The 22,672-nt window shown below is 58.6% G+C and carries 11 protein-coding genes; 4 read left to right on the forward strand and 7 right to left on the reverse strand.

All coding sequences use genetic code 11. The features are described from left to right. Positions 1-33: 33 nt before the first annotated feature. Complete coding sequence (grpE, locus tag BWI95_RS04535; RefSeq protein WP_023480606.1) at positions 34-630, reverse strand: nucleotide exchange factor GrpE; 597 nt, start codon at positions 628-630, stop codon at positions 34-36. 122 nt (positions 631-752) lie between these two features. On the opposite strand from grpE, the gene nadK reads away from it, so the two are divergent. The 3 genes from nadK to bamE all read left to right on the forward strand — a co-directional run bounded on the left by nadK (position 753) and on the right by bamE (position 3,871). Then, positions 753-1,631, forward strand: coding sequence for an NAD(+) kinase (gene nadK, locus BWI95_RS04540; protein WP_023480522.1), 879 nt, complete (start codon positions 753-755; stop codon positions 1,629-1,631). A gap of 86 nt (positions 1,632-1,717) precedes the next feature. Beyond that, complete coding sequence (gene recN / locus BWI95_RS04545) at positions 1,718-3,379, forward strand: DNA repair protein RecN (protein ID WP_076769072.1); 1,662 nt, start codon at positions 1,718-1,720, stop codon at positions 3,377-3,379. A gap of 147 nt (positions 3,380-3,526) precedes the next feature. Next, positions 3,527-3,871, forward strand: a complete 345-nt coding sequence (gene bamE, locus BWI95_RS04550; protein ID WP_023480683.1) for an outer membrane protein assembly factor BamE — start codon at positions 3,527-3,529, stop codon at positions 3,869-3,871. Positions 3,872-3,970: 99 nt separating this feature from the next. On the opposite strand, the gene BWI95_RS04555 is transcribed toward bamE, so the two are convergent. Both BWI95_RS04555 and BWI95_RS04560 read right to left on the reverse strand, forming a co-directional pair. Continuing rightward, on the reverse strand, positions 3,971-4,279 hold the full coding sequence (locus BWI95_RS04555) for an RnfH family protein (RefSeq protein WP_054804244.1): 309 nt from the start codon (positions 4,277-4,279) through the stop codon (positions 3,971-3,973). Next, positions 4,269-4,706 carry a type II toxin-antitoxin system RatA family toxin gene (locus tag BWI95_RS04560; protein WP_023480643.1) on the reverse strand — a complete coding sequence of 146 codons (438 nt, stop codon included), beginning with the start codon at positions 4,704-4,706 and terminating at the stop codon, positions 4,269-4,271. Before BWI95_RS04560 ends, BWI95_RS04555 begins: the two co-directional genes overlap by 11 nt. Positions 4,707-4,864: 158 nt before the next feature. On the opposite strand from BWI95_RS04560, the gene smpB reads away from it, so the two are divergent. Beyond that, a complete protein-coding gene (gene smpB / locus BWI95_RS04565) occupies positions 4,865-5,347 on the forward strand; it encodes an SsrA-binding protein SmpB (RefSeq protein ID WP_023480573.1) in 483 nt (160 codons plus the stop codon). Between the two features lie 52 nt (positions 5,348-5,399). On the opposite strand, the gene BWI95_RS04570 is transcribed toward smpB, so the two are convergent. The 4 genes from BWI95_RS04570 to BWI95_RS04585 all read right to left on the reverse strand — a co-directional run bounded on the left by BWI95_RS04570 (position 5,400) and on the right by BWI95_RS04585 (position 22,367). Then, positions 5,400-6,569, reverse strand: coding sequence for an HlyD family efflux transporter periplasmic adaptor subunit (locus tag BWI95_RS04570; RefSeq protein ID WP_042712414.1), 1,170 nt, complete (start codon positions 6,567-6,569; stop codon positions 5,400-5,402). A 10-nt stretch (positions 6,570-6,579) separates the two neighbouring features. Beyond that, positions 6,580-8,712 carry a type I secretion system permease/ATPase gene (locus BWI95_RS04575; RefSeq protein ID WP_076769073.1) on the reverse strand — a complete coding sequence of 711 codons (2,133 nt, stop codon included), beginning with the start codon at positions 8,710-8,712 and terminating at the stop codon, positions 6,580-6,582. A gap of 21 nt (positions 8,713-8,733) precedes the next feature. Next, positions 8,734-10,041, reverse strand: a complete 1,308-nt coding sequence (locus BWI95_RS04580) for a TolC family outer membrane protein (protein ID WP_076769074.1) — start codon at positions 10,039-10,041, stop codon at positions 8,734-8,736. 101 nt (positions 10,042-10,142) lie between these two features. Then, positions 10,143-22,367 (reverse strand): Ig-like domain-containing protein, encoded by a 12,225-nt coding sequence (locus BWI95_RS04585; RefSeq protein WP_076769075.1) that lies wholly within the window; start codon positions 22,365-22,367, stop codon positions 10,143-10,145. Positions 22,368-22,672: the final 305 nt, after the last annotated feature.

Consider the following 22,672-nt stretch of genomic DNA (forward strand, 5'->3'; position numbering starts at 1 on the left):
AAAAAACCCTCTCATCATGAGAGGGTTTTCGTTTTACGCTTTCGCTTTGGCGACGGTAACCATCGCGGCGCGAATAGTGCGACCATTCAGGGTGAACCCTTTCTGCATCACACCCAGCACGTTGCCGGCGCTGACCTCTTCCGACTCGACCATCGCAATCGCCTGATGCACATTTGGATCCAGCGGAACGTTGGTGTCGGCAATCACCTCAACACCAAATTTCTTCACCACATCCAGCATGTTTTTCAGGGTCAGTTCGATACCTTCGACCATCGGCGCCATCTCGGCGTTCTCTTTGTCAGCCACTTCCAGCGCGCGATCCAAACTATCGATTACCGGCAGCAGTTCATTGATGAACTTCTCCAGCGCAAATTTGTGCGCTTTCTCGATATCCAGTTCGGTACGGCGACGCAGGTTTTCCATCTCCGCTTTGATACGCAGCACCGTCTCGCGCTCGCGGGTTTCCGCTGCTGCTAACTGCGCTTCCAGATTCGCAATTTTCTCATCGCGCGGATCCACCTGCTCAGCCGCTTCGTCAGGCTCAACTACCGCCTCAACGTCGTCGTGCTGTTCCTTGATAATTTCTTCCGGGGACTGCCCGTCAGGCGTTTTCTGTTCTTCACTACTCATGAATTTCTCCGCGTTTTTTTGCAATCATCTCGCTAACCTGCATTATTATGGGGATCCGTTTCCTGGATTCAAGGGAACAAGTCAGATTGTCATCATTCATTCGCCACAAGGACCCGCAGAAAATGACCCAACATTTCAAGTGTATTGGTATTGTCGGGCACCCGCGCCACCCTACCGCGCTCACCACACATGAAATGCTCTACCGCTGGCTGCATGCCAAAGGCTATGACGTGATGGTTGAACAGCGTATTGCTCATGAGCTGAAACTCGCGAATGTGAGAACCGGTACGCTGGCGGACATTGGGCAACAAGCGGATCTGGCGGTGGTGGTCGGCGGCGATGGCAATATGCTTGGCGCGGCGCGCACGCTGGCGCGTTACGACATCAAAGTGATTGGCATTAACCGCGGCAATCTGGGCTTTCTGACCGATCTTGACCCCGATAATGCGCAGCAGCAGCTGGCCGATGTGCTTGAGGGTCACTACATCGCTGAGAAACGGTTTTTGCTGGAAGTACAGGTGTGCCAGCAGGATTGCCAGAAGCGCATCAGCACTGCCATTAATGAAGTGGTGCTGCACCCTGGCAAAGTGGCGCACATGATTGAGTTTGAAGTCTATATAGATGAAGTCTTTGCCTTCTCCCAGCGCTCGGATGGCCTGATTATCTCCACACCAACTGGCTCCACGGCCTACTCGCTCTCAGCGGGCGGCCCGATCCTCACCCCTTCGCTGGACGCCATTACGCTGGTGCCGATGTTTCCGCATACCCTCTCGGCGCGTCCGCTGGTGATTAACAGCAGCAGCACCATTCGCCTGCGTTTTTCCCATCGCCGTAGCGACCTTGAAGTGAGCTGCGACAGCCAGATCGCGCTGCCGATTCAGGAGGGTGAAGATGTGCTTATCCGCCGCTGTGACTATCATCTGAATCTCATCCACCCTAAAGATTACAGCTATTTCAACACGTTAAGCTCCAAGCTTGGCTGGTCGAAAAAATTGTTCTGAAAAGAGGCTGCGGGGCTTTACTGTATATAATTCCAGTTTATACTGTACGAAAACACAGTTATGGTTTTTCATACAGGAAAGCAACCATGTTGGCACAACTCACCATCAGTAATTTTGCTATCGTTCGTGAGCTTGAGATCGATTTTAATAGCGGGATGACGGCTATTACCGGCGAAACCGGCGCAGGTAAATCCATCGCGATTGACGCGCTCGGGCTCTGCCTTGGCGGTCGCGCTGAAGCTGACATGGTACGCGCCGGCGCACAGCGCGCCGATCTCTGCGCCCGCTTTGCTCTGAAAGATACCCCTGCCGCGCAGCGCTGGCTCGAAGAGAATCAGCTTGAAGATGGACGTGAGTGTTTACTTCGCCGCGTCATCAGCAGCGATGGCCGCTCCCGCGGCTTTATCAACGGCACTGCCGTTCCCCTTTCCCAGCTGCGCGAACTGGGTCAACTGCTTATCCAGATCCACGGTCAGCATGCACATCAGCTGCTGATTAAATCCGAACACCAGAAAACCCTGCTCGATGGCTATGCCGGTGAGTATGTGCTCACTCAGCAAATGGCGGAGCGCTACCGCGCCTGGCATCAAAGCTGTCGTGAGCTGGCACAGCACCAGCAGCAGAGCCAGGAGCGCGCCGCGCGCGCTGAGCTGCTGCACTATCAGTTAAAAGAGCTTAACGAGTTCAGCCCGCAGCCGGGCGAATTTGAACAGATCGATGAAGAGTACAAGCGTCTCGCTAACAGCGGACAGCTGCTCTCCACCAGCCAGCATGCGCTGAACGTGCTTGCCGATGGCGAAGACGTTAACCTGCAGAGCCAGCTCTACAGCGCCCGCCAGCTGCTTACAGAGCTCATCGGGATGGATACGCGTCTCTCCAGCGTGCTGGAGATGCTGGAAGAGGCGGCAATCCAGATCAGTGAAGCCAGCGATGAGCTGCGCCACTACTGCGACCGTTTAGATCTCGATCCCAACCGCCTTTATGAGCTGGAGCAGCGTATCTCCCGCCAGATATCGCTGGCGCGCAAGCACCATATCGCGCCGGAAGAGCTGCCGCAGTTCCACCAGTCTCTGCTGGATGAGCAGCAGCTGCTTGAAGATCAGGCAGATTCACAGGAGACGCTGGCGCTGGCTGTTAGCCATCATCACCAGCTGGCGCTGGAGAGCGCACAGCAGCTGCATGCGCAGCGCGTGAAGTATGCGCAGGAGCTCAGCCAGCTGATCACCGAAAGTATGCACTTACTCTCCATGCCGCACGGCGTGTTTGAGATTGATGTGGCATTCAATGACCATACCCTGACGGCAGACGGTGCGGATCGTATCGAGTTTCGTGTCACCACCAACCCAGGGCAACCACTGCAGGCGATCGCCAAAGTCGCCTCCGGCGGTGAGCTGTCGCGTATTGCGCTGGCGATTCAGGTGATTACCGCCCGTAAGATGGAAACCCCGGCGCTGATCTTCGATGAAGTGGACGTGGGTATCAGCGGCCCGACAGCTGCCGTTGTTGGTAAAATGCTGCGCCAACTGGGCGAGTCAACACAGGTTATGTGCGTGACGCACCTGCCGCAGGTGGCCGGCTGTGGGCATCACCACTTCTATGTCAGCAAAGAGACCGATGGCGCCATGACAGAAACCCATATGCAGCCGCTGGATAAACGTGCGCGTCTGCAGGAGCTGGCCCGTCTGCTGGGCGGCAGCGAAGTGACGCGTAACGCGCTGGCGAATGCCAAAGAGCTGCTGGCAGCGTAAACTTTTCGGTAATATGACGGTCTGACTTCTCGACAAAACGACAACAGACCCGGCCACAAAGGTTTTAAACTGGCGAAAGGTCTATTATTATCGGCATATTACATATGAGCCACGTACTGTTCGGGCCCGAAAAGGAATCAAATCACTATGCGCTGTAAAATGCTGACTGCTGCCGCAGCGGTTCTTCTGATGTTGACCGCTGGTTGCTCCACTCTGGAACGCGTGGTTTACCGTCCGGATATCAACCAGGGGAACTACCTGACGCCCACCGACGTTGCCAAAATCCGTGTAGGTATGACGCAACAGCAGGTTGCGTATGCACTGGGAACCCCGATGATGAGCGATCCGTTTGGCACCAATACCTGGTTCTATATCTTCCGTCAGCAGCCAGGCCATGAAGATGTGACTCAGCAGACGCTGACTCTGACCTTCAACAGCAACGGCGTGTTAACCAATATCGACAACAAACCGGCACTGACCAACCAGCGCTAAGTTTGTAAAACGCGGTTAAACACCAGCTGGTTTAACCGCCTGTAAAAGAAAAAGGTGCTCAGTGAGCACCTTTTTTGTATCTCGCGCCAGGCTAAGCAGTTATGACTTGCTTGCCGCCTTCTCGTTCGCCGCTTTTTCAGCACGCTGGCGACGCAGCTCTTTCGGATCGGCAATTAGCGGGCGGTAGATCTCCACGCGATCGCCGTCATTGACGTTGTCGTGCAGCTTCACCGTCCGGCTGTAGATACCCACCTTGTTCACCTTTAAGTCGATATCTTCGCGCAGCTCCAGCAGCCCGGACGCGCGAATCGCCTCTTCGACGGTCGCGCCCACCTCCAGCTTCACCCGCAGCAGATACTGCTTCTCCGGCAATGCATAGGCCACTTCAACGGCGATCTTACCCGGCACGGTAAACCTCTTTCGCGCGATGGGTAAACGCCTGCACCATGTTCGCGGCCAGCTCTTTAAAGATGCGGCCGAAAGCCAGCTCAATCAGCTTATTGGTAAACTCGAAATTGAGCTGAAATTCCACACGGCAGGCATTCGAGCTGAGCGGGGAAAAGGTCCAGCCGCCGCTCAGCGACTTAAACGGACCATCCACCAGGTGCATCAAAATACTTTTGTTAGCTTCCAGCGTGTTGCGCGTGGTAAAGGTCTTACTGATCCCCGCTTTCGACACGTCCACGGCCGCCGTCATCTCCGTCGGGCCGGAGTCGAGAATTCGGCTGCCGGTACACCCCGGCAGAAACTGCGGGTAGGAGTCCACATCGTTCACTAACTGATACATCTGCTCAGCGCTATAGGGCACCAGCGCAGTACGGCTAATCTGAGGCATAAGGTTTTCCGCATTCACACAATCGTTAAATAATAACATCTCCCCCGGTTGAAAGGAAAACGCGTTGCCCTAACTCATGCTAAGATAACCCGTTCAGCCTCACAGGACGCAATGAGGTCAGTTTCAGATATCAGATTACCGGATGGCTCCACGATACTATGACGAAGAAAAAAGCATATAAACCAGGTTCAGCCACCATTGCGCTGAACAAGCGCGCCCGCCATGAATACTTCATTGAAGAGGAGTTTGAGGCCGGGCTTTCACTGCAGGGCTGGGAAGTAAAATCCTTACGTGCCGGTAAAGCCAACATTGGTGATAGCTACGTGATCCTTAAAGATGGCGAAGCCTATCTTTTCGGCGCTAACTTCACGCCGCTGACCGTCGCCTCCAGCCACTATGTTTGTGACCCGACGCGCACGCGCAAACTGCTGCTGAACCAGCGCGAGCTGGATTCACTCTACGGCCGCATCAACCGCGAAGGTTACACCGTGGTTGCGCTCTCCCTCTACTGGAAGAACGCCTGGTGTAAAGTGAAGATCGGCGTGGCGAAAGGTAAGAAACAGCACGACAAACGGACCGATGTGAAAGAGCGCGAATGGCAGCTCGATAAAGCACGCATCATGAAAAACGCGGGCCGCTAAGTGCTCGCCCGCGCTGCCCTCTCACCCCGGGAGAGGGCACCAACTCCCCGCCCTACCGCTCCCGCAGCGCCTCATTAAGTTTATTCAACGGTTTGATCAGATAATCCATCACCGATTTTTGCCCGGTTTTAATCTCCACGTTGGCGATCATCCCCGGCAGGATAGGGAAACTTTTGCCGCTGCGGTTCTTCAGCTCCGCGCTCTGCGTGCGAACATAAACGCGGTAGTAAAACTGATCGCGCCGCACCTCATCCTGCAAGGTATCCGGCGACACCACCTCTACTGTCCCTTTCAAATCGCCATAGATGGAAGAGTCATAGGCTGTCACCTTCACCGTCGCCGGTAAACCGGGACGAATATAGGCGATATCACGCGGGTTGATGCGCGTCTCCACCAGCAGTTGATCCTCCAGCGGTACAATCTCCATCAGCTTACCGCCCGGCTGCACCACCCCGCCAACGGTGTTGATCTGCACATCTTTAACGATCCCGCGTACCGGTGAGTTAAGCACCGCACGATCCAGCTGATCCGCTTTGCCCGCCATCACCTGTAGCTGCGCATCGAGATCGGCATTATTTTTCACCTGCTCTTCGCGGGCGCGCACCGCAAACTGGTTACGCGCCTCGTCGATTTTTCCCTTCAGCTCCGTCGCCTGGCGTTGCAGGCGGATCACCTCGACATCGCTCGCCGCGCCCTTTGCCACCAGCGGCTGCGTCATGCGCAGCTCCGACATCACCAGTTGATGCGTTTTTTGCAGATTCGCCACCGTCTCATTGAGGTTGCGCCGCCGCGACTCATACAGCTGCCGCTCGCGGGCGACCAGATCCGGTTCGCGCATCGACTCAGCGCTAAAACGCAGCGGCTCGCCGGTCAGCTCTGAGCGCAGACGTTCGCTGGAGGCGCGCAGTGCCCGCACCCGCGCCGCCGCTTCGCCATAGTTAGACTGGAAACGGGTCGGATCGAGCCGCGCCAGCATCTGCCCGCGCTCAACAATATCCCCCTCTTTTACCATCAGGGCGCTGACAATCCCGCCATCAAGGCTTTCAATCACCTGCGCATGAGTTGAGGGGGTGATTTTGCCGGTGCCGACCGTTACCTCATCAAGAATGGCAAACGTCGCCCAGGCAATAAACACCACCAGGCCAAGCAGCGTCAGCCAGATCACCGACGAGTAGAAGCGCCCCTGCCGCGCCAGCTCATCCTGCATTGAGAGTTGACTCATTTCCCGCTCCTCAGACGATGGACGCCACGTTACTGTTGCGCGCCGCCTGTTTCAGCAGCGTATCGCGCGGCCCATCGGCCACCACTTTGCCGTTCTCCATCACCACAATCCGATCCACTAAGTTGAGCAGCGCCGGGCGATGAGTTACCAGCACCAGCGTGCGCCCGGTGAGCCACTGCTGCAGCTGGCGGATCACCCACGCTTCCAGTTGCTCATCCATGGAGGCCGTCGGTTCATCCAGCAGCACTATTTGCGGATTGCGCACAATCAAACGGCTCAGCAGCACCATCTGCCGCTGCCCGCCGGAAAGCCCGCGTCCGCCCTCATTAATCAGCCGATCGAGGCTGGCGGCATCCTGCTGCACAAGGTTGATCGCCCCGCTGATGCGCAGCGCCTGAATAAGCTCCGCCTCGGTAGCATGCGGGTGCCCAAGCATCAGGTTCTGGCGCAGCGTACCGAAGAAGAGGCGCGAATCCTGCGACAGATAACCCACCTGACGGCGCACGTCGGTCGGATCGATATGCGCCATATCGACGCCATCAATAATCACTTTCCCTTTGCTGGCCTGCGCCTGGCCGGAGAGCAGTTTTAACAGCGTTGATTTCCCGGCACCGGTCTTGCCGAGGATCGCCACCCGCTCACCCGGTTTGATCTCCAGTTCGTTAATATTGATCGCCACATCGCCCTTCTCTTCGTCATAGCTGTACTGCATCTGCTGCAACTGAAAGTGGCCTGCCAGCACCGGGCAGTGCGCCATCTTCTTATCTGCCTCTTTATCGAGCGGCTTTTTAAGCAAATCGTTGAGGCCGCTCATCGCCGATTTGGCATGCTGCCAGCGGGAGAAGACCATGGTGAGCTGCATCAGCGGCGCAATGGTGCGTGACGAGAGCAAACTACAGGCCACCAGCGTCCCGGTAGTAATGTCGCCATCGATCACCAGAAAGCAGCCAAACACCAGCATCCCGGCATAGGTGATCTGCTGCACCGTCGAGGCCCAGCCGCTCAGCCGTGCGCCCCACACGCGCTGCTTCATGCCAACATTGGCCCCCACGGCGTGAGTGTTTTCCCACTGACGCTGGAAGTAGGGCTCCGCCTGTAACGCTTTAATGTCCTCCACACCTTCGATGGACTCCACCAGCACCGCGTTGCGAATCGCACTTTCGCGCATCCCGGCTTTCGCCAGCTTCGACATTGGCCACTGCACCAGCAGCCCGGGGATGATAATCAGCGGAATGGCAACCAGCGGGATGATCACCAGCGGACCGCCGACCAGCGCCATAATGCCGAGAAACAGCAGTACAAACGGGATATCCATCGCCGCGCCGACGGTGGTGGAGGTAAGCAGTTCGCGCACCTGATCAAGCTCGCGCAACTGGGAGATAAACGATCCGGTCGATTTGGGCCGCGCATCGTTTTTGATCGCCATTGCGCGGGCGAAAAAAAGCGACGAGACATTAAGGTCGATATGTTTACCCATAATGTCAGAGACATGGGTACGCGCGAGGCGGATAAAGAACTCCAGCGCCGCCGCCAGCAGGACGCCGAAAAACAGCACCCACAGCGTCGGCAGCGACTGGGCCGGGATCACCCGGTCGTAAACCTGCATCGAGAAGAGAATACCGGCCAGCGCCAGCACGTTGCCGACCACCGAGGCGAGGGCGATCTCCGTAAGCTTGCGCCCGCTGTGGCGAAAGTGCTTCCAGAACCAGTGCGCCTCCCACGGGCGGGTAAAATCATCAATACGCGAATCGCGCCCACGCGCGGCGATGCCCAGCATCACCACCTCAGGCTTCACACGGGTGAGCAGCGTTTCCAGCGGCTCTTCGCGCACCAGATCGCCGCCGTTATCGAGCCAGTAGGTTGCCAGCCCGTCGGCATCGAGCGACTCAAGCAGCAGCAGCTCACCGCTCTCCAGTTGCACAATCACCGGCAGGTTTTGCCCATTCCAGCGCATGCGGGCGAGCGGCACACTGCGCACCTGCAACCCCATTAATCCGCTCAGGCGTTCCAGCTTTGCGCTGAGCGGCAGCGCTTCAAACCAGCGCATCTGTTGGCGCACCGCGGGCGCATCGGCGGGCAGGCCAAAGCGTCCTGCCGCGCGCACCATCACATTAATCCAGCTTTCGGTATCCGGCTCTTGCATTACCACTCCTGTGTTGTGCGCTTACAGCGCGGGCAGGTCATCGCCCACGGTACGACTACGTTCAACCCCCAGCATATCGAGCAGGTTGTCTGCCGCGGCGGCATAGCGCACGGCGGCATCCCAGGCGTCATAGCGCGCGGTGATCGACGCGGTATCTGCCTGGAAGACATCCTGTTCAATGCTGAGCAGGTCGTTCAGGCTGCGCTTGCTCAGCCGGTACTCATCGCGGTAGACGCCGCGCGCGCGCCCGGCGCTGTTAGCCTGCGCCTCGCCCGCCTGCTGGCGCAGCTGCGCGCCGGTCAAATCGGCCCACGCTGTGGCCGCCCGCTGGTTAACATCCAGCTTGCTGGCCTCTACCGCCGCCTGCGCATTGGCGCGATCGCCCTGCGCGGCATCGACGCGGGCGCTCACCGCCCCGCCCTGATAGAGCGGCGCATCGACCACCAGCTGTACCTGGTCATCCCAGTAACTGCTTTGATCGTTCTGATAACGCGTGCGCCCCGCCTGCACCGAGAGCGTCGGCCAGTGCTGCGCCTGCGCCTGGCGAATACGCTGCTCTGCCGCCTGCTGTTTCGCCTGCGCGCTGCGCACGCTGTTGTTGCGCTCATAGGGCAGCGCATCGAGGGTGATATTTTGTTTGAGGAGATCTTCAGGCAGGTCGGGCAGGTTATCGGCAACCACGCCGGTCAGCACGCTGAGCGCCGCCTGGGCGGAGCGCATCTGCGCCTCATATTGCGCCAACGTAGCGTTCATCCCGGCGATGCGAGACTGCGCCTGCAGGCCATCGGAAGCCGAGCTTAATCCTGCTTCGGAGCGCAGCGTCGCCATCTCCAGCACGCTCTCCAGCGAGTGGATATTGTTGCGTGCCGCGTCAGCCAGCGCCTGGTAGCGCTTGACCTGCAAATAGGCTTGCAGGGTCTGCATCCCTACCTCATTGAGCGTGCTGAAGAGATCGTAGCGCCAGGCATCAGAGAGATTGTGCTGCTCATCGATGCTGCCGCCAGTTTTGCCAAAATCGTAGAGCAACTGGCGTAAGGTGACGCCGCCGGAACCGTTGTTATTTAATGACCCCGACGAGTCGGTGCGGTGCGAGCGCCCCAGGTTGCCCTGCAAAGAGAGCTGCGGGAACCAGGCGCTCTCCGCTTCGGTTAAATTGGCTTTACCCACGCGGATCTGTGCGGCCGCCTGGGCAATTTTTGGATTACGGGCAAAGGCGCGCAAAATCGCGTCTTTGATCGTAAGCTGCGCCGCGCGCTGTTCGCTCGGCGCCCTCTGCCAGCGAAAATCCTGCTCTTCGCCGGGTGCTGCTAATAAACTCGTAACGGGCATAACCAACAACAACAACCCTACCGCTCTTTTCATTCATCCACCCCTGGTGCGCCCGTAATGACCTCTTCCTTAATGCGCCTCATCCCTGAGGCGGCAGACCGTCAGACCATATTGACGTGCAGGCCATGCTGGATCAGCACATCGCTGAGGGTATTGGCCTGCGAACTATTGTGATAAACGTCGAACTGAATGCCATCCACGTCGCGCTGCCCGCTGATAGCCCAGGTATCGCTGACGCCATGTTTGAGGTTGATCTCATCCCCGATGCTGCCTTTGATCAGCAGATCATCTTCCGGTTTATCGGTGATGCTCAGCGCTTCGTTGACATCCAGCGTGACGCTGTTGCTGCCCGATTTACCGAGATCAATTATCTCGATATTGCTGACTTTGCTCCCCAGTTCGATCAGGTTCAGCAGCAGGTTGGCACCGTCAAGCACCAGCGTATCCGTCCCCGCGCCGCCATCGATCTGCACAAAGCCGAGTGAAGAGAGGTGAATGGTGTCGTTGCCGCTGCTCCCCTCCACACTTGCACCGCTTTCACTGGTGCCATCGGCAAGATCGATACTCAGCCCGCCAATGGTATAACTCTCGTCGCTTGCCGTGGCGGCAGCCGCCGTCTCCTTCTCTGGCTGACGCGCCGTTTCCACCGTGGCCGTATGCTGCGCATTCAGGCTGTCACTACTGGTGGTTGAGTTCGACTCTTCACTCGCGCTCGCTGCCAGCAGTGAGAAGGTATTGGCCTCGGCCATCAGCGACGCGCTGGTGCCCGCCGGTGGTGTGGTGGTCGGGTTGCTGCCGTTAAGGCCGACGTTGAGATAGGCCAGGTTACCCGCCACATCCGCGGTGTAGAGGTTCACCACCGTATTAAGCGAGAGGATTTTCGCCAGGTCGAGACCAACATCAAGCTGCGTCGACCACTTGCCGTCCGCGCCAACAATCGCCGTCGCCATGGCGAGGTTGAGTAAATTAACGTGAACAATCGCCCCTTGATTGAGATTAGTTGACGCACCGCTGATCGTCAGTTTTGCTGAGCCTACCAACCCTAGCAGGACGTTGCCGAGGACACTGGTCAGGTTGGTAATCGGGTTAGTGCTGAGCGTCGGCTGGGTCAGTTTCACCTGCACATCGGCTTCCGTCGCGGTGGTGTTGCCCACCCGGTCGGTCACCGAAATACCCACTTTCGCCGCGCCGCTGCTCAGCCCCTGCAGCAAGGTTTTATTCACCGTCGCCGTCCAGTTGCCGTTCGCATCGACGGTGGCGTTGATTGCCGTGCCGCCAACGGTCACTACCACTTTCGAGCCGCTGACCACCCCGCCAATTTTGCCGCCAATAACCTGACCATTCGCCGCTTCACTGATGTTCAGATAGCCATCGTTACCGAAGAGCGAAGAGAGGGTGATAGTCGGCAGATTATGGGTAATCACATCCAGCGGGCTGGTAATGTTCGCCACTTTCCCGGCGGCGTTGGTCACCGCGACGCTCACCGCCTGGGTACCGTCAGCCAGTGCGCTGAGATCGACTTTCGGTACCGTCACGCTCCAGCTGCCGTTCGATGCCACGGTGGTGAGGTAGTTTTTACCGCCAACCGTGACCGTCAGCTGCGAACCGACGGCGTTCTGGCTGGTGCCGGAAATTACCTGCGCGGTGGTGATATCCGCGAGGCTCAGGGCGCCATCACCAAACAGCGAGGTGATCGCCACCGTCGGCAGGGCCTGGATCGCCACGCTGGCGCTCTGTACCACATTGGCGATATTGCCCGCAGCATCCGTCGCGCTGGCAGAGACTTGCAGCGCATTGTTGCCATCCTGCAGGTTTTGCAGCGACACCGCCGGGATCGCCAACTGCCACTGGCCATTGGCACCGACGGTGGTGGTGTAGGAGAGCAAACCGACCTTCACGGTGATCTGGGTGCCCGCTGCCAGGTTGCTGCTGGTGCCGGAGAGGATCGGGTTGGAGAGCAGATCGTTAAGGTCCAGCGTCCCGTTGCCAAACAGCATGTTGATACCGATCGAAGGCACCGCCTGCACAATGGCGTTCACCAGCTGGCTGCCGGTCGCGGTGTTACCCACCGCATCGGTTACCGTTGCCGTCACGCTCAGGGTGCCATCGGCGATTGAAGCCAGCGCACCGGCAGAGAGTGCCAGCGACCAGCGCCCGTCGGTGACCGGTACCTGATACGCCGTGCCGCCGACATTCACCGTCACCTGCCCGGAGGTCAGCCCGGTAACAGTACCGGAGATAGTCTGCGCCGCCAGCGCTTCGCTCTGGTTAAGGAAACCATCGTTGCCAAACAGGGAGGTGATTGCCACCGTCGGCACATTTTTCACGCCGATAATCACCTGGCTACCGGCCGTGGTTGAACTGTTACCGTCCGGCGTGAGCAGCGTAATGGACGGCGTAAAGGTGCCATCCGCCAGCCCGGCAAGATCCGTCGGCGTCAGGGCGATGGCGAAGGTGCCGTCGGCATTCACGACGCCATTAAAGACTTTCGCGCCAATCGCCACCTGCACGGTGCTGCCGATCGGCGCACCGCTGGCGGCCCCGCTGATGGTCTGATTGACCAGCGAATCGGCCACGTTCAGCAAACCATCGCCAAACAGCGTCACAGTGTTGAGTACCGGCGCCACCAGGTTGACCTTCAGCCCCGCACTCTGCGACGCCTGGTTACCATACTGATCGGTAGCGGTAATGGTGACGGTTTGCGTACCGCTGCCCAGCCCTTGCAGCGCGGCTTTCACCGCATCCGGCAGGTTCACCGACCAGCGCCCGCTATTATCGACATTGGTGGTGAAGGCGGTGGCATCGCCAATCTTGATGGTCAGTGCGCGCCCGGCAAGGTTGGTCGCCGTACCGCTCAGCAGGCCGCTGGCGAGTTCAGGAATGCTCAGCACGCCATCGCCAAACAGCGGATCGAGAGAGATAGCCGGCAGGTTATGGCTGACGACGTTAAAGCTGGCATCGCTCTTGATGACGTTGCCAAACTTATCGGTCACCGTCACGTTGGCAGTCGCCGTGCCGTCCGGCAGTGTGCTCAGCAGTTCAGCGGGAAGCGCGGCGCTCCAGTTACCCAGCGCATCCACGGTAGCGTTAATCGCCCGGCCGCCGAAGTTCACTACCACGCTTGTGACATTGGCGACATTGCTCACCGTGCCGGAAAGGGTCTGCGCCACTGTGCTTTCGACGAGGTTAATCACGTTATCGCCCGCGATCACCACATCGTTAACCACCGGCAGGTCGGTCAGCGCCAGCCCGACATCCACCGTTTCATACCGGGTATTGCCATTGGCATCAACGACACTAACTTGCAGTTGCAAGGTATCGGTAATCAATCCCTGCCAGAGAGAAGGCGGCAGTGAGAAGCTGTAGGAGCCATCCGGCGCTACCGCCAGATCGTTAATGGTGAAGTCCGTGCCAATCACCGTCAGCGAGACTTTCGCGCCGCGATAATCGCCACTCACCTTACCGGTGAGCAGCTGTGTGACCAGTGATTCAGCAACGTTGAGGATCCCATCGTTAAACACCTGGTCGATGGCCACGCCGAGGCCTTTGTTCAGCGCAACGTTGAGGGAGAGAGTGTTGCTTGAGGTGTTGCCCGCTGCATCCGTTGAGGAGATGGTCACCACCTGCGGCCCGTCGGTCAGGGTAGTGAGGTCGAGCTGCGGGAAGGTGTGGCTCCAGTTACCCTGCTGATCGACCGTGCCGGTCCAGCTCAATGGCCCAAGCTGAATCGTCACGCTGTTGCCCGGCTCGCCCTGCCCCTGTAACACCACGCCAGAAGCAGCGTTAACGCTGTTCAGCACCGCCGGGACACCGAGGGCATCCACCGCCAGCAACGGCGAGGAGGCATCAACGGTGAATGCCTGTGTGGCGTTCGTCGCGTTGCCCGCCGCATCGCTCAGGGTGGCAGTAATGGTGTAGCTGCCGTCGCCTAGCGCCGCCATATCTGACTGCGGTACGTCGACCGACCATGTGCCGTTAGCCACCAGCGCAGTGTAGGTTTTGCCATTCAGCGTAACGGTGACCTGGCTGCCGTTGGCATCCGAGGTGCCGCTGATAGTCTGTGCCACCGCTTTTTCACTGCTGTTGATCACGTCATCGCTGGTAAATTGCGTCATCACCAGCGTCGGCGCGACGGTATCAACGATCACCGTCTGCGAGGCCGTGGCACTGGCCTGCGCATCGCTCTGCACCGTCAAGGTGTAGTTACCGTCCGGCAGCGCGGCGCGCGGCACATCCAGCGTCCAGCTGCCGTCGGGGTTGACCGTCGCCGTGCCGAGCGTCGTTTGGCCATTCAGGATGGTCAACGTGGTGCCGTTGAGGTTAAAAGCCTGACCGGAGAGTCGCAGCGTTCCGCTGCTGAACTCGGTGGCGTTGACATAGTTATCGCCAGCGACCAGATCCATATTCACCGAATATTGCGGCGGCGTGAGATCGATAGTCAGTGTGCCGCCGTTATTCGCCGTGCCGACGTTGCCCGCCTTATCAATCCCTTCAACCGTAATGGCGCCAGCCTGCAGCTGTGCAAGATCGCCTGGCGTTAATACCAGCTCCCAGCTGCCATCGGCCAGAACGGTGGTCTCGAAGACATTTCCTCCCGCAAAGGTGACACGCACCGTATCGCCGGTGGCTAAGCCGGTTGAGGTGCCGCCGATCGCCTGGCTGGTCTGGCTTTCTGCAAAATCGAGCAGGTTATCGCCTGCAAACGGCGCAGTCACGCTGACCGTCGGTGGGTCGAGCAGCAGCGTAGTGGTGATGCTGGCAGTACCGACGTTTTGCGCGCCATCAGTCACGCTGACAGTGATGCTTTGCTGACCGCGCGCGGTAATGCTGCTCCAGTCATCAGCATCCATTGCCAGCGTCCACTGGTTGCCGTTCACCGTGGCGTTAAAGGTTTGATCGCCGATGGTCACTTTGACCTGCGCGTTAGCAGGGTAAGAGGTTGAGAAGGTTCCGCTCAGCGTTGTCCCGGCCGCCGCTTCAGCTGCGCTGACATAGCCATCCGCGAAGACCGGCGCGGTGATGGTGACCGACGGCGGCGTCAGCGCGACCTGGTACTCAACGGTGCTGGTGTTGCTGTTGCCATACTGATCTTCGGCATAGATCGAAATCTCATGCTCGCCCGGGGCGAGAGATTGCAGCGTCCCGGCCGGTAGCACCACCGACCAGTTGCCGTTGGCATCGACGTTAGCGGTATAGGTAACGCCATCGACGTCAATCTTCACCGTCACATACTGGTTCGGCCCGGTGGCACCGGTGAGACCCGCCAGCGTGACCTCACCTGCCGCTTCGCTAATATTGACAATGCTATCGCCAAACGGATTGGTGACTGTCGGTGCAGGCAGCGCAGTGTGTACCGTGACGTCCGGAGTTTGCTGCGCATCGGTGGTGGTCGTGTTGCCCGCGCGATCGGATACCGTGACGCTAAACGGCAGCGAGTCGTTATCGCTCAGCGCCGCTAAATCCGCCTGCGGAACCGTCACCGTCCAGTCGCCATTCTCATTGACCGTGCCCGTGTAGGTTTTCGTCCCCAGCACTACCGACACAGTTTGCCCGGTGCCAATCACCCCGGTGTTACCGCTGATCAGCTGATCGCTCTTGGTTTCAGCGCTGTTAATGGTGAAATCGCCAAACGGCGTCACATAGTTGGCCTGCGGTAGCGCATTGATAATCGCTTCAAAACTGCCCTGCCCGGTCGACTGGTTATCCGCCGTATCAGTCACCGTGACGGTGACAGGCAGCACGCCATCCGGCAGTGCCTGCAACGTGGCGCTGTCGACATTCAGTGACCAGGTGCCATCCGCATTGATGGTCGCCGCCAGCGGCGCGCCGTTATTAATGCTGACGGTAACCGAGGCAACGCGCGACGGATCAAGGTTAAGCTGCCCGCTCAGGGTTTGTGTGCCCGCGGCCTCGGTGGCGCTGAGAATGCCGTCGGTAAAGAGCGGCGCTAATTGCGGCTCAGGCAGCGGATCGGTGCGGATTTCAACGCTTACCGGGTCAGAAACCGCCGTGTTACCCGCGCGATCGGTGACCGAGATCTGCACATCGTGCGTCCCGTCGGTGATGGCAATCAGCTGCGCCGGTGTCAGGGAGACGATCCAGTTGCCGTTGTTATCAACGGCGCCGGTAAACTGCTGACCGTTATCAAGGATGATGCTCACTGTCTGCCCGGGGCCGGACTGACCGGTGGAGCCAGTCAGTTGCACACCGGCGTTGGCTTCCGCCTGACCGAGAATATTGTCATCGCCAAACAGCGGTTCGGTGACCGTGGCCGTTGGCCGTGTCAGCACCACATCGAGGTTGCCATTGACCGTCGCCGGGTTACCAAACGCATCCACCCCGGTGACCGTCACGGTGTATTGACCGCTGGTGTCCAGCGAATCGCGCGGGATCACCGCCGACCAGGCACCATCGTTGACCTCTCCGGTATACTCCTCGCCATTGATGGTCACCACAACCTGTGTGCCGTTGGCAAGGCCGCTGGCACTGCCGCTGAGCGTACTGTCGCTGGCGGCTTCACTGATGCTGACAATGTTATTGCCGAACATAGGGTCAAGCGTCATCGTCGGACCATCGACGGTTTTGACATTGATGTTGACCGCCTGCGGGTTGCTATTGCCCGCGGCATCGGTGGTGACGAAGGTGATTTGCGACGTGCCCTGCGGCAACGCCTGCAAACTCCCCGCCGGGATCACCATGCTCCACGCGCCCTGCTCATTGACCAGCGCCGAGAGCGTAGTGCCGTTGAGAGTAAGCGTCACCGTCTCGCCAGGGGTACCTGTGCCACTCACCGTCTGATCGACGGCCGCTTCAGCGATGCTGATATTGCCATCACTGAGGAACGAATTCGCAACATCCACCGCCAGCGTCGGCGCACTGAGATCGACCGTTACACTGCTGCTGGCGCTCGCCGGGTTCAGCGCGGCATCGACCGCCGACGCCGAGACGACATATGGCGTGCCGTTGGCCGTCTCTTGCAGCGCCTGCATATCGGCCTGCGGCACGGTAATGGTCCAGTTACCGCTGCTGTTGACGCTGCCGGTGTAGGTTTTATCGTTAAACAGAACGGTGATTACCGTTCCTGCAGCCAGCGACGTTGATGACCCGCTGATGTTCAGCGGCTGACCACGCTCGAGGGCGTTAATCACATCATCCTGCGCGACCGGGTTAATGGTGATGGTCGGCTGCGCCGCGGGCTGCGCGGCGAAGGTGACGTTATGGCTGGAGATGGTGCTGTTGCCCGCCACATCGTTCACCGTAACCGAGATGGCCTGACGACCATCCGGCACCTGCGCCAGATCGGCCGGCGGTACCGTTACCGACCAGCGCCCCTCGGCGTTAACCGTCGCCGTATAATTTTTGCCGTTTAAGGTTACCGTCAGCGTCTGGCCTGCTTCGACATTCTGTGAAGAGCCGGAGATGGTCACTCCGCTCTGCCCGTTCGCTTCCGCGCGGTTAACAAAATCATCTCCGGCGACTTTATCGATCTGCACCTGTGGCGCGTTAGCAGGAGAGGCGTCGAGCGTAAAGGTTTCGGTTTGCGTACTGCTGTTACCCGCAGCATCGGTAACGGTAACGCGCACCGCAACCGGACCATCCGGCACGCCTGCCAGCGCACCGGCAGGGAGCACCACGCTCCAGGTGCCGTCCGGCTGGATAATGGCATCATAATTCTGCCCGTTGACCAGCACGATAACGGTTTGCGCCGACTGCGCATCGTAAACGCCGGTACCGGTGATGGTGACAGCGCCAGCGGCTTCTGCGCTGTTAATAATGTTATCGGCGGTGACGTCATTGATAGCGAAGGTCGGTAAAACCGTATCGACGGTCATCGGCGCCGAACTGCTGACGGTGTTACCTGCCGCATCGGTCGCGGTTACCGTCACAGTATGGGGGCCCTGGGAGAGAGCACCGAGTTGTGCAGGCGTTAGCGGCAGCGTCCAGTTGCCGTTCGCATCCACCTGGGCGGTGAGCGGCGTGCCGTTATCAAGGGTGATGGTTACACTTTGACCGGCGCCAACGATACCGGTATTGCCCGCCAGGTTACCGCCTGCGGCCGCTTCCTGAGCGTTAACCACGCCATCACCGAACGGTGCATTGACGGCAGGCTGCGGCAGCACGTGGGTGATGATAGTAAATGGCAGTTCGTTGGAGATAATCGCATTGTTGGCATCCACTCCGGTGACCGTCAGCGTCGCGGTACCATCGGCAATGGCGGCGGCATCCGCATTCGGCACCGTCACCTGCCAGCCACCACCCGCCGTCACGGTGGCGGTGTACTGCACACCGTTCAGGGTCACGGTAATGGTGTTCCCTTCCGGGATACGCACCGACGTGCCGCTGATGGTCAGGCCATCGGCAATGTCTGCGGCGCTGATACGGTTATCGCCGTCAACCGGGTTAATGGCAATTGCGCTGGCAGTGGTATCGACTTTGAAGGTGCTGGAGACCGGCGGCGAGGTGTTGCCCGCGCTGTCCTTTACCGTCACTGAAATGGTGTAGCTACCGTTGGTCAGGCTGCTGAGCACTGACGGAGCGACAGGAATGGACCAGAGGCCATCGCCGCCCACCACGCCGGTGAGTGTTTGCCCGTTGAGTATGACGGAGACCGTCGCACCCGGCTCGGCCGGAACCGTGCGTCCGGTCAGGCTAAAGCCAGTGTTCTGCTCCGCCAGATCGATAATGTTGTCGCGGGCCACCGGATCCATCACCACGTTAGGCGCGGAGGTATCGACAGTCACCGTGCGGATGGTTGTCGTTACGTTACCTGCGCTGTCGGTGGCCGTGACGGTCCATGAACTGGCACCGTCAGGCAGAGCGCCAAGCGCGCCGCTGCCGAGGTTAACGCTCCAGCTGCCATTGGTGATGGTTGCCGGGTAGCTTTTGCCGTTAAGGGTGATGATCACCGAAGCCGCATCGCCAGAGGTGGTGCCAGAAAGCGTGATACCGGCGGCGATATTGCTGCCGTTCAGCACATCGGTACCGTTAATCGGCGTAACGCTTAATGTCGGCGGGGTTTTATCCACCGTAAAGTTGACGGTGCTGTTAGCACTGTTACCTGCCACATCGGTCGCCACTACGGTCAGACTGCCAGGCCCTTCGGCTAACAGCTCCATTGCACCCTGCGGCAAGGTCAGTGACCAGCTGCCGTCAGCATTCACCACGCCGCTGTATTGCTGGCCGTTCAGGATGGCGACCACTTTTTGCCCGGCGCCGACAACATTGGTGTTGCCGGTCAGCGTCTGGCTCTGGCCCGATTCCGCCAGGCTCACAATGTTATCCACAAAGGCCGGATCGACCGACACGCTCGGCAAAGTATTGATCGCTACCGTGAAGTTGTGGCTATCAAGCACCGTACCGCCGCTGGTGGTGACCGTGGCAGTTACCGTCTGGGTGCCATCTGCAAGCGCCTTCAATGCGGCCGGATCGACCACAGTTTGCCAGGAGCCATCCGCCTGAATCGTCGCCGCATAGTTCACACCGTTCAGCGTGACGGTAACGACCGTGCCCGCAGGCAGGCCTGCGCTGTTACCCCGGATGGTTAAACCATCAGCCGCTTCACTGGCGTTGAGGTAGTCATCGCTGGCGATAATGTTGATCGCCACCGCATCGCTGGTGGTGTCGACATTAAAGCCCGACTCAATAGTGGTGCTCTGCCCAAAGCCATCCGTCACGCTGACGGTGAGCGTTTGCCCGCCATCGGCCAGCTTTTGCAGCTCAGCGGCAGGAAGGGTCACCTGCCAGTTGCCCTGAATGTCCGTGACCCCTTCGTAACGCACGCCATTTAAAATCACGGTGACGATACTGCCCGCCTCCGCGTTGGATGTGCCATGCAGGATCTGGTCAACTTTGATTTCGGCCGCATCAAGCGTGTTGCCGTCGGTAAGCGCCTGTAGGCCAATTTCCACACCGCTGGTTTTCACCGCGATCGGCTGCGTAACGGTGGTGCGGTTACCGGCCGCATCGGTCAGCGTAACCGTCAGCGGGTAACTGCCGCTTTGAAGCGCGCCCAGATCTGCCGACGGCAACGCGAGTTGCCAGTTACCGTCGCTGCCCACAACCGTGGTGTAGGTTTTGCCATTCAGGGTGACGACGACGGTTTGTCCCTGCTCACTGACGCCGCTTACGCCCCTTAAAACCTGATCCTGGCCCAGTTCTGCGCCGTTTAGTTTGCCGTCGTTGGTGAGCGGCAGCACGCTCAGCGCCGGGAATTGCGTATCCACAATTGCCGTCTGAGTGAGCGGGGCAGTGTTACCCGCCGCATCGCTGGCGTTCACCGTCACGGTGACGAGGCCATCCGGGATATTTTGCAGATCGCCGGCGGGAATGGTCACTTTCCAGGTACCGTCGTTATCGACCGTCGCCTGGTAGGTTTTACCCGCCACCTGGACGGTAACGCGCTGTCCGATGCTGGTCACGCCGGTGTTGCCGCTCAATACCTGATCAACCCCTTTCTCGGCGGCATTGAGATAACCGTCGCCAAACGGCGCATCCATGACCGGATCAGGCAAGCGGTGAACTTGCACATTGAGCGTGCGCGAGTCTTGCGCGCTCTGATCGTCAAGTACCACCGTAGCGGTGATGACATTTGCCCCATCTTCAAGGCGCAGTAAGTCTTCCGACGGAATGGTCACGCTCCAGCGCCCGGAGGCATCAATGCTGGTCACCGGGTAGTTGATGCCGTTGACGGTGACATAAATCGTCACCCCTTCGCCAAAGACGGTAGTTACGCCGCGCACTTCAAGCGGGTTTTCCGCTTCGCTGGCATTGAGATAGTCATCGGTAGAGAGGATGGCGATGGCGACACCGGTCAGCGTGGTATCGACGTTAACCGGAACTGTCCTGACGATCGCATTGCCATCCGCATCGTTAACGCTGACGGTCAGTGCACTGTCGCCCTGCGGCAATAAGCCGAGATCGCCCGCAGGGATTGAGGTTTTCCAGCTGCCATCACCCATCACTTCGGCATAGTAGGTTTTGCCATTAAGGGTAATGGTCACCACCTGCCCTGGCGGGATGTTGTAGGTCTGACCAGAGAGCACCTGCGTGATGAGGATTTCGGCGCTGTTAATGATGTTGTCGGTGGCAACCGGATTGATGGTGATATCCGGGGTGTTGAAGTTGGTACTGAAGTCGCGCGTCTCTTCGGAGACGTTACCGGCAATATCGACCGCGCGATAAAGCAGGGTGTAACTCTGACGGTCTACCAGCAGCGCCATGTCTGCTGCGGGAATAACCAGCTGCCACTGACCGTCAGCATCGGCAATTGCGCTGTAGGTGCGGCCATTAAGCGTGACGTAAATCGTGCTGCCGGCATCCTCTGCACCGACATAGCCGCGGACGATTTTATCCGCCACATGCTGATCCTGATCGAGGACGTCGCCCGGCGTGAACTGAGTAAGCTCAAGCACCGGCGGCGTGGTACTGATCATGATTTGCGTATCCGCCGCCGCGGTCGCGCCCGCAGGGGTCACCAGCGCAAAGCGTAAGAGATGGAAGCCCTGTGAGAAGGTGTTCAGATCGGCTGGCGAGAGCCAGACGCCCCAACTGCCATCATCTGCAACGGTGGTGGTCCACTTTTTGCCGTTGGCGCTGATGGTGACAGTACTCCCGGCATGAATCGCTTCTGTCATGCCGCTCAGGAGCTGCGGCTCGGTTGATTCGGCAAGGTTGATGATGTTATCGGAGGCAATAGTGTTAATTCTGAGCGTCGGAACCACCGGGGTTTCGCCGCCGCCATTATCTCCTCCCCCGTTGTCGCCACCGCCGTTATTACCGCCGCCGTTGTTGCCACCGCCATTATCACCGCCGCCGTTGTCACCGCCGCCGTTATTGTTATTGCCGCCTCCACCTCCGCTATTATTTGCTGCAGCGGCTACGCCCACAATACCGCCAACGGCAGCCAGGCCGCCGAGTACCGCCAGGGCCGACAGGCCGCTGGTACCGACCAGCGATCCCAGCGCTACGTCGCTAAACGCCGGAACGATGGTCTCTGCAGTGGCCGGCCCCGCAGCTGCCGCATAGGGGAAGGCGGCCTGATGTGTGCCCAGCTCATCTTCAAAAATCATCTCGCTGTGTAGGCCCTCGCCATCCACGGCAAAGAAGCTGGTGTAGCGCACCGTGGAGCCATCTTTCATATGTACGATCAGGTCGTTCCCTTCACGCTCGAAGAAATTCACTGACTCCTGCGAAGCATTAACGCGGACGATACTGGTTTCAGTCAGATTTACTACTCTGTCGCTGCCTTTTGCATATTGCGCAACTACATCGCCAGTTTTTTGGTTTATTACATCGACGGAACCAGGAAGACTATTTTGCGGGGCCATATTTTCACCTCGGAAGCGAAAGCAATATTAGAGCGCCTGCGAGCATCTGTTTTTGCGCAGGATTACGGTTTACCAATTCACCAGGATTGACAGGAAGCGGATGTGGGACATACGAGATGAAAAATACCTAAGTCGTTGTTTTTCATTTATTATGTTAATCCATCATCATTTAATAAATTTTTACATTAAGAAAGATATAAACAAGCTTCTCTATTTAGGCAACGTTTTAAATCACAAATTGATAACAATTACCTTCGATACAGAATATATTTTAAGGGATATATCTCAAATTAAGTGCCGCTTAA

It is taken from the genome of Kosakonia cowanii JCM 10956 = DSM 18146 (genome assembly GCF_001975225.1).
GTDB lineage: Bacteria > Pseudomonadota > Gammaproteobacteria > Enterobacterales > Enterobacteriaceae > Kosakonia > Kosakonia cowanii.

Coding starts and splice junctions, on each gene's coding strand:
- BWI95_RS04580 (WP_076769074.1), bottom strand. CDS start 10,041: ATGCCCGTTACGAGTTTATTAGCAGCACCCGGCGAAGAGCAGGATTTT.
- BWI95_RS04560 (WP_023480643.1), bottom strand. CDS start 4,706: ATGCCTCAGATTAGCCGTACTGCGCTGGTGCCCTATAGCGCTGAGCAG.
- nadK (WP_023480522.1), top strand. CDS start 753: ATGACCCAACATTTCAAGTGTATTGGTATTGTCGGGCACCCGCGCCAC.
- bamE (WP_023480683.1), top strand. CDS start 3,527: ATGCGCTGTAAAATGCTGACTGCTGCCGCAGCGGTTCTTCTGATGTTG.
- recN (WP_076769072.1), top strand. CDS start 1,718: ATGTTGGCACAACTCACCATCAGTAATTTTGCTATCGTTCGTGAGCTT.
- smpB (WP_023480573.1), top strand. CDS start 4,865: ATGACGAAGAAAAAAGCATATAAACCAGGTTCAGCCACCATTGCGCTG.
- grpE (WP_023480606.1), bottom strand. CDS start 630: ATGAGTAGTGAAGAACAGAAAACGCCTGACGGGCAGTCCCCGGAAGAA.
- BWI95_RS04570 (WP_042712414.1), bottom strand. CDS start 6,569: ATGAGTCAACTCTCAATGCAGGATGAGCTGGCGCGGCAGGGGCGCTTC.
- BWI95_RS04575 (WP_076769073.1), bottom strand. CDS start 8,712: ATGCAAGAGCCGGATACCGAAAGCTGGATTAATGTGATGGTGCGCGCG.
- BWI95_RS04585 (WP_076769075.1), bottom strand. CDS start 22,367: ATGGCCCCGCAAAATAGTCTTCCTGGTTCCGTCGATGTAATAAACCAA.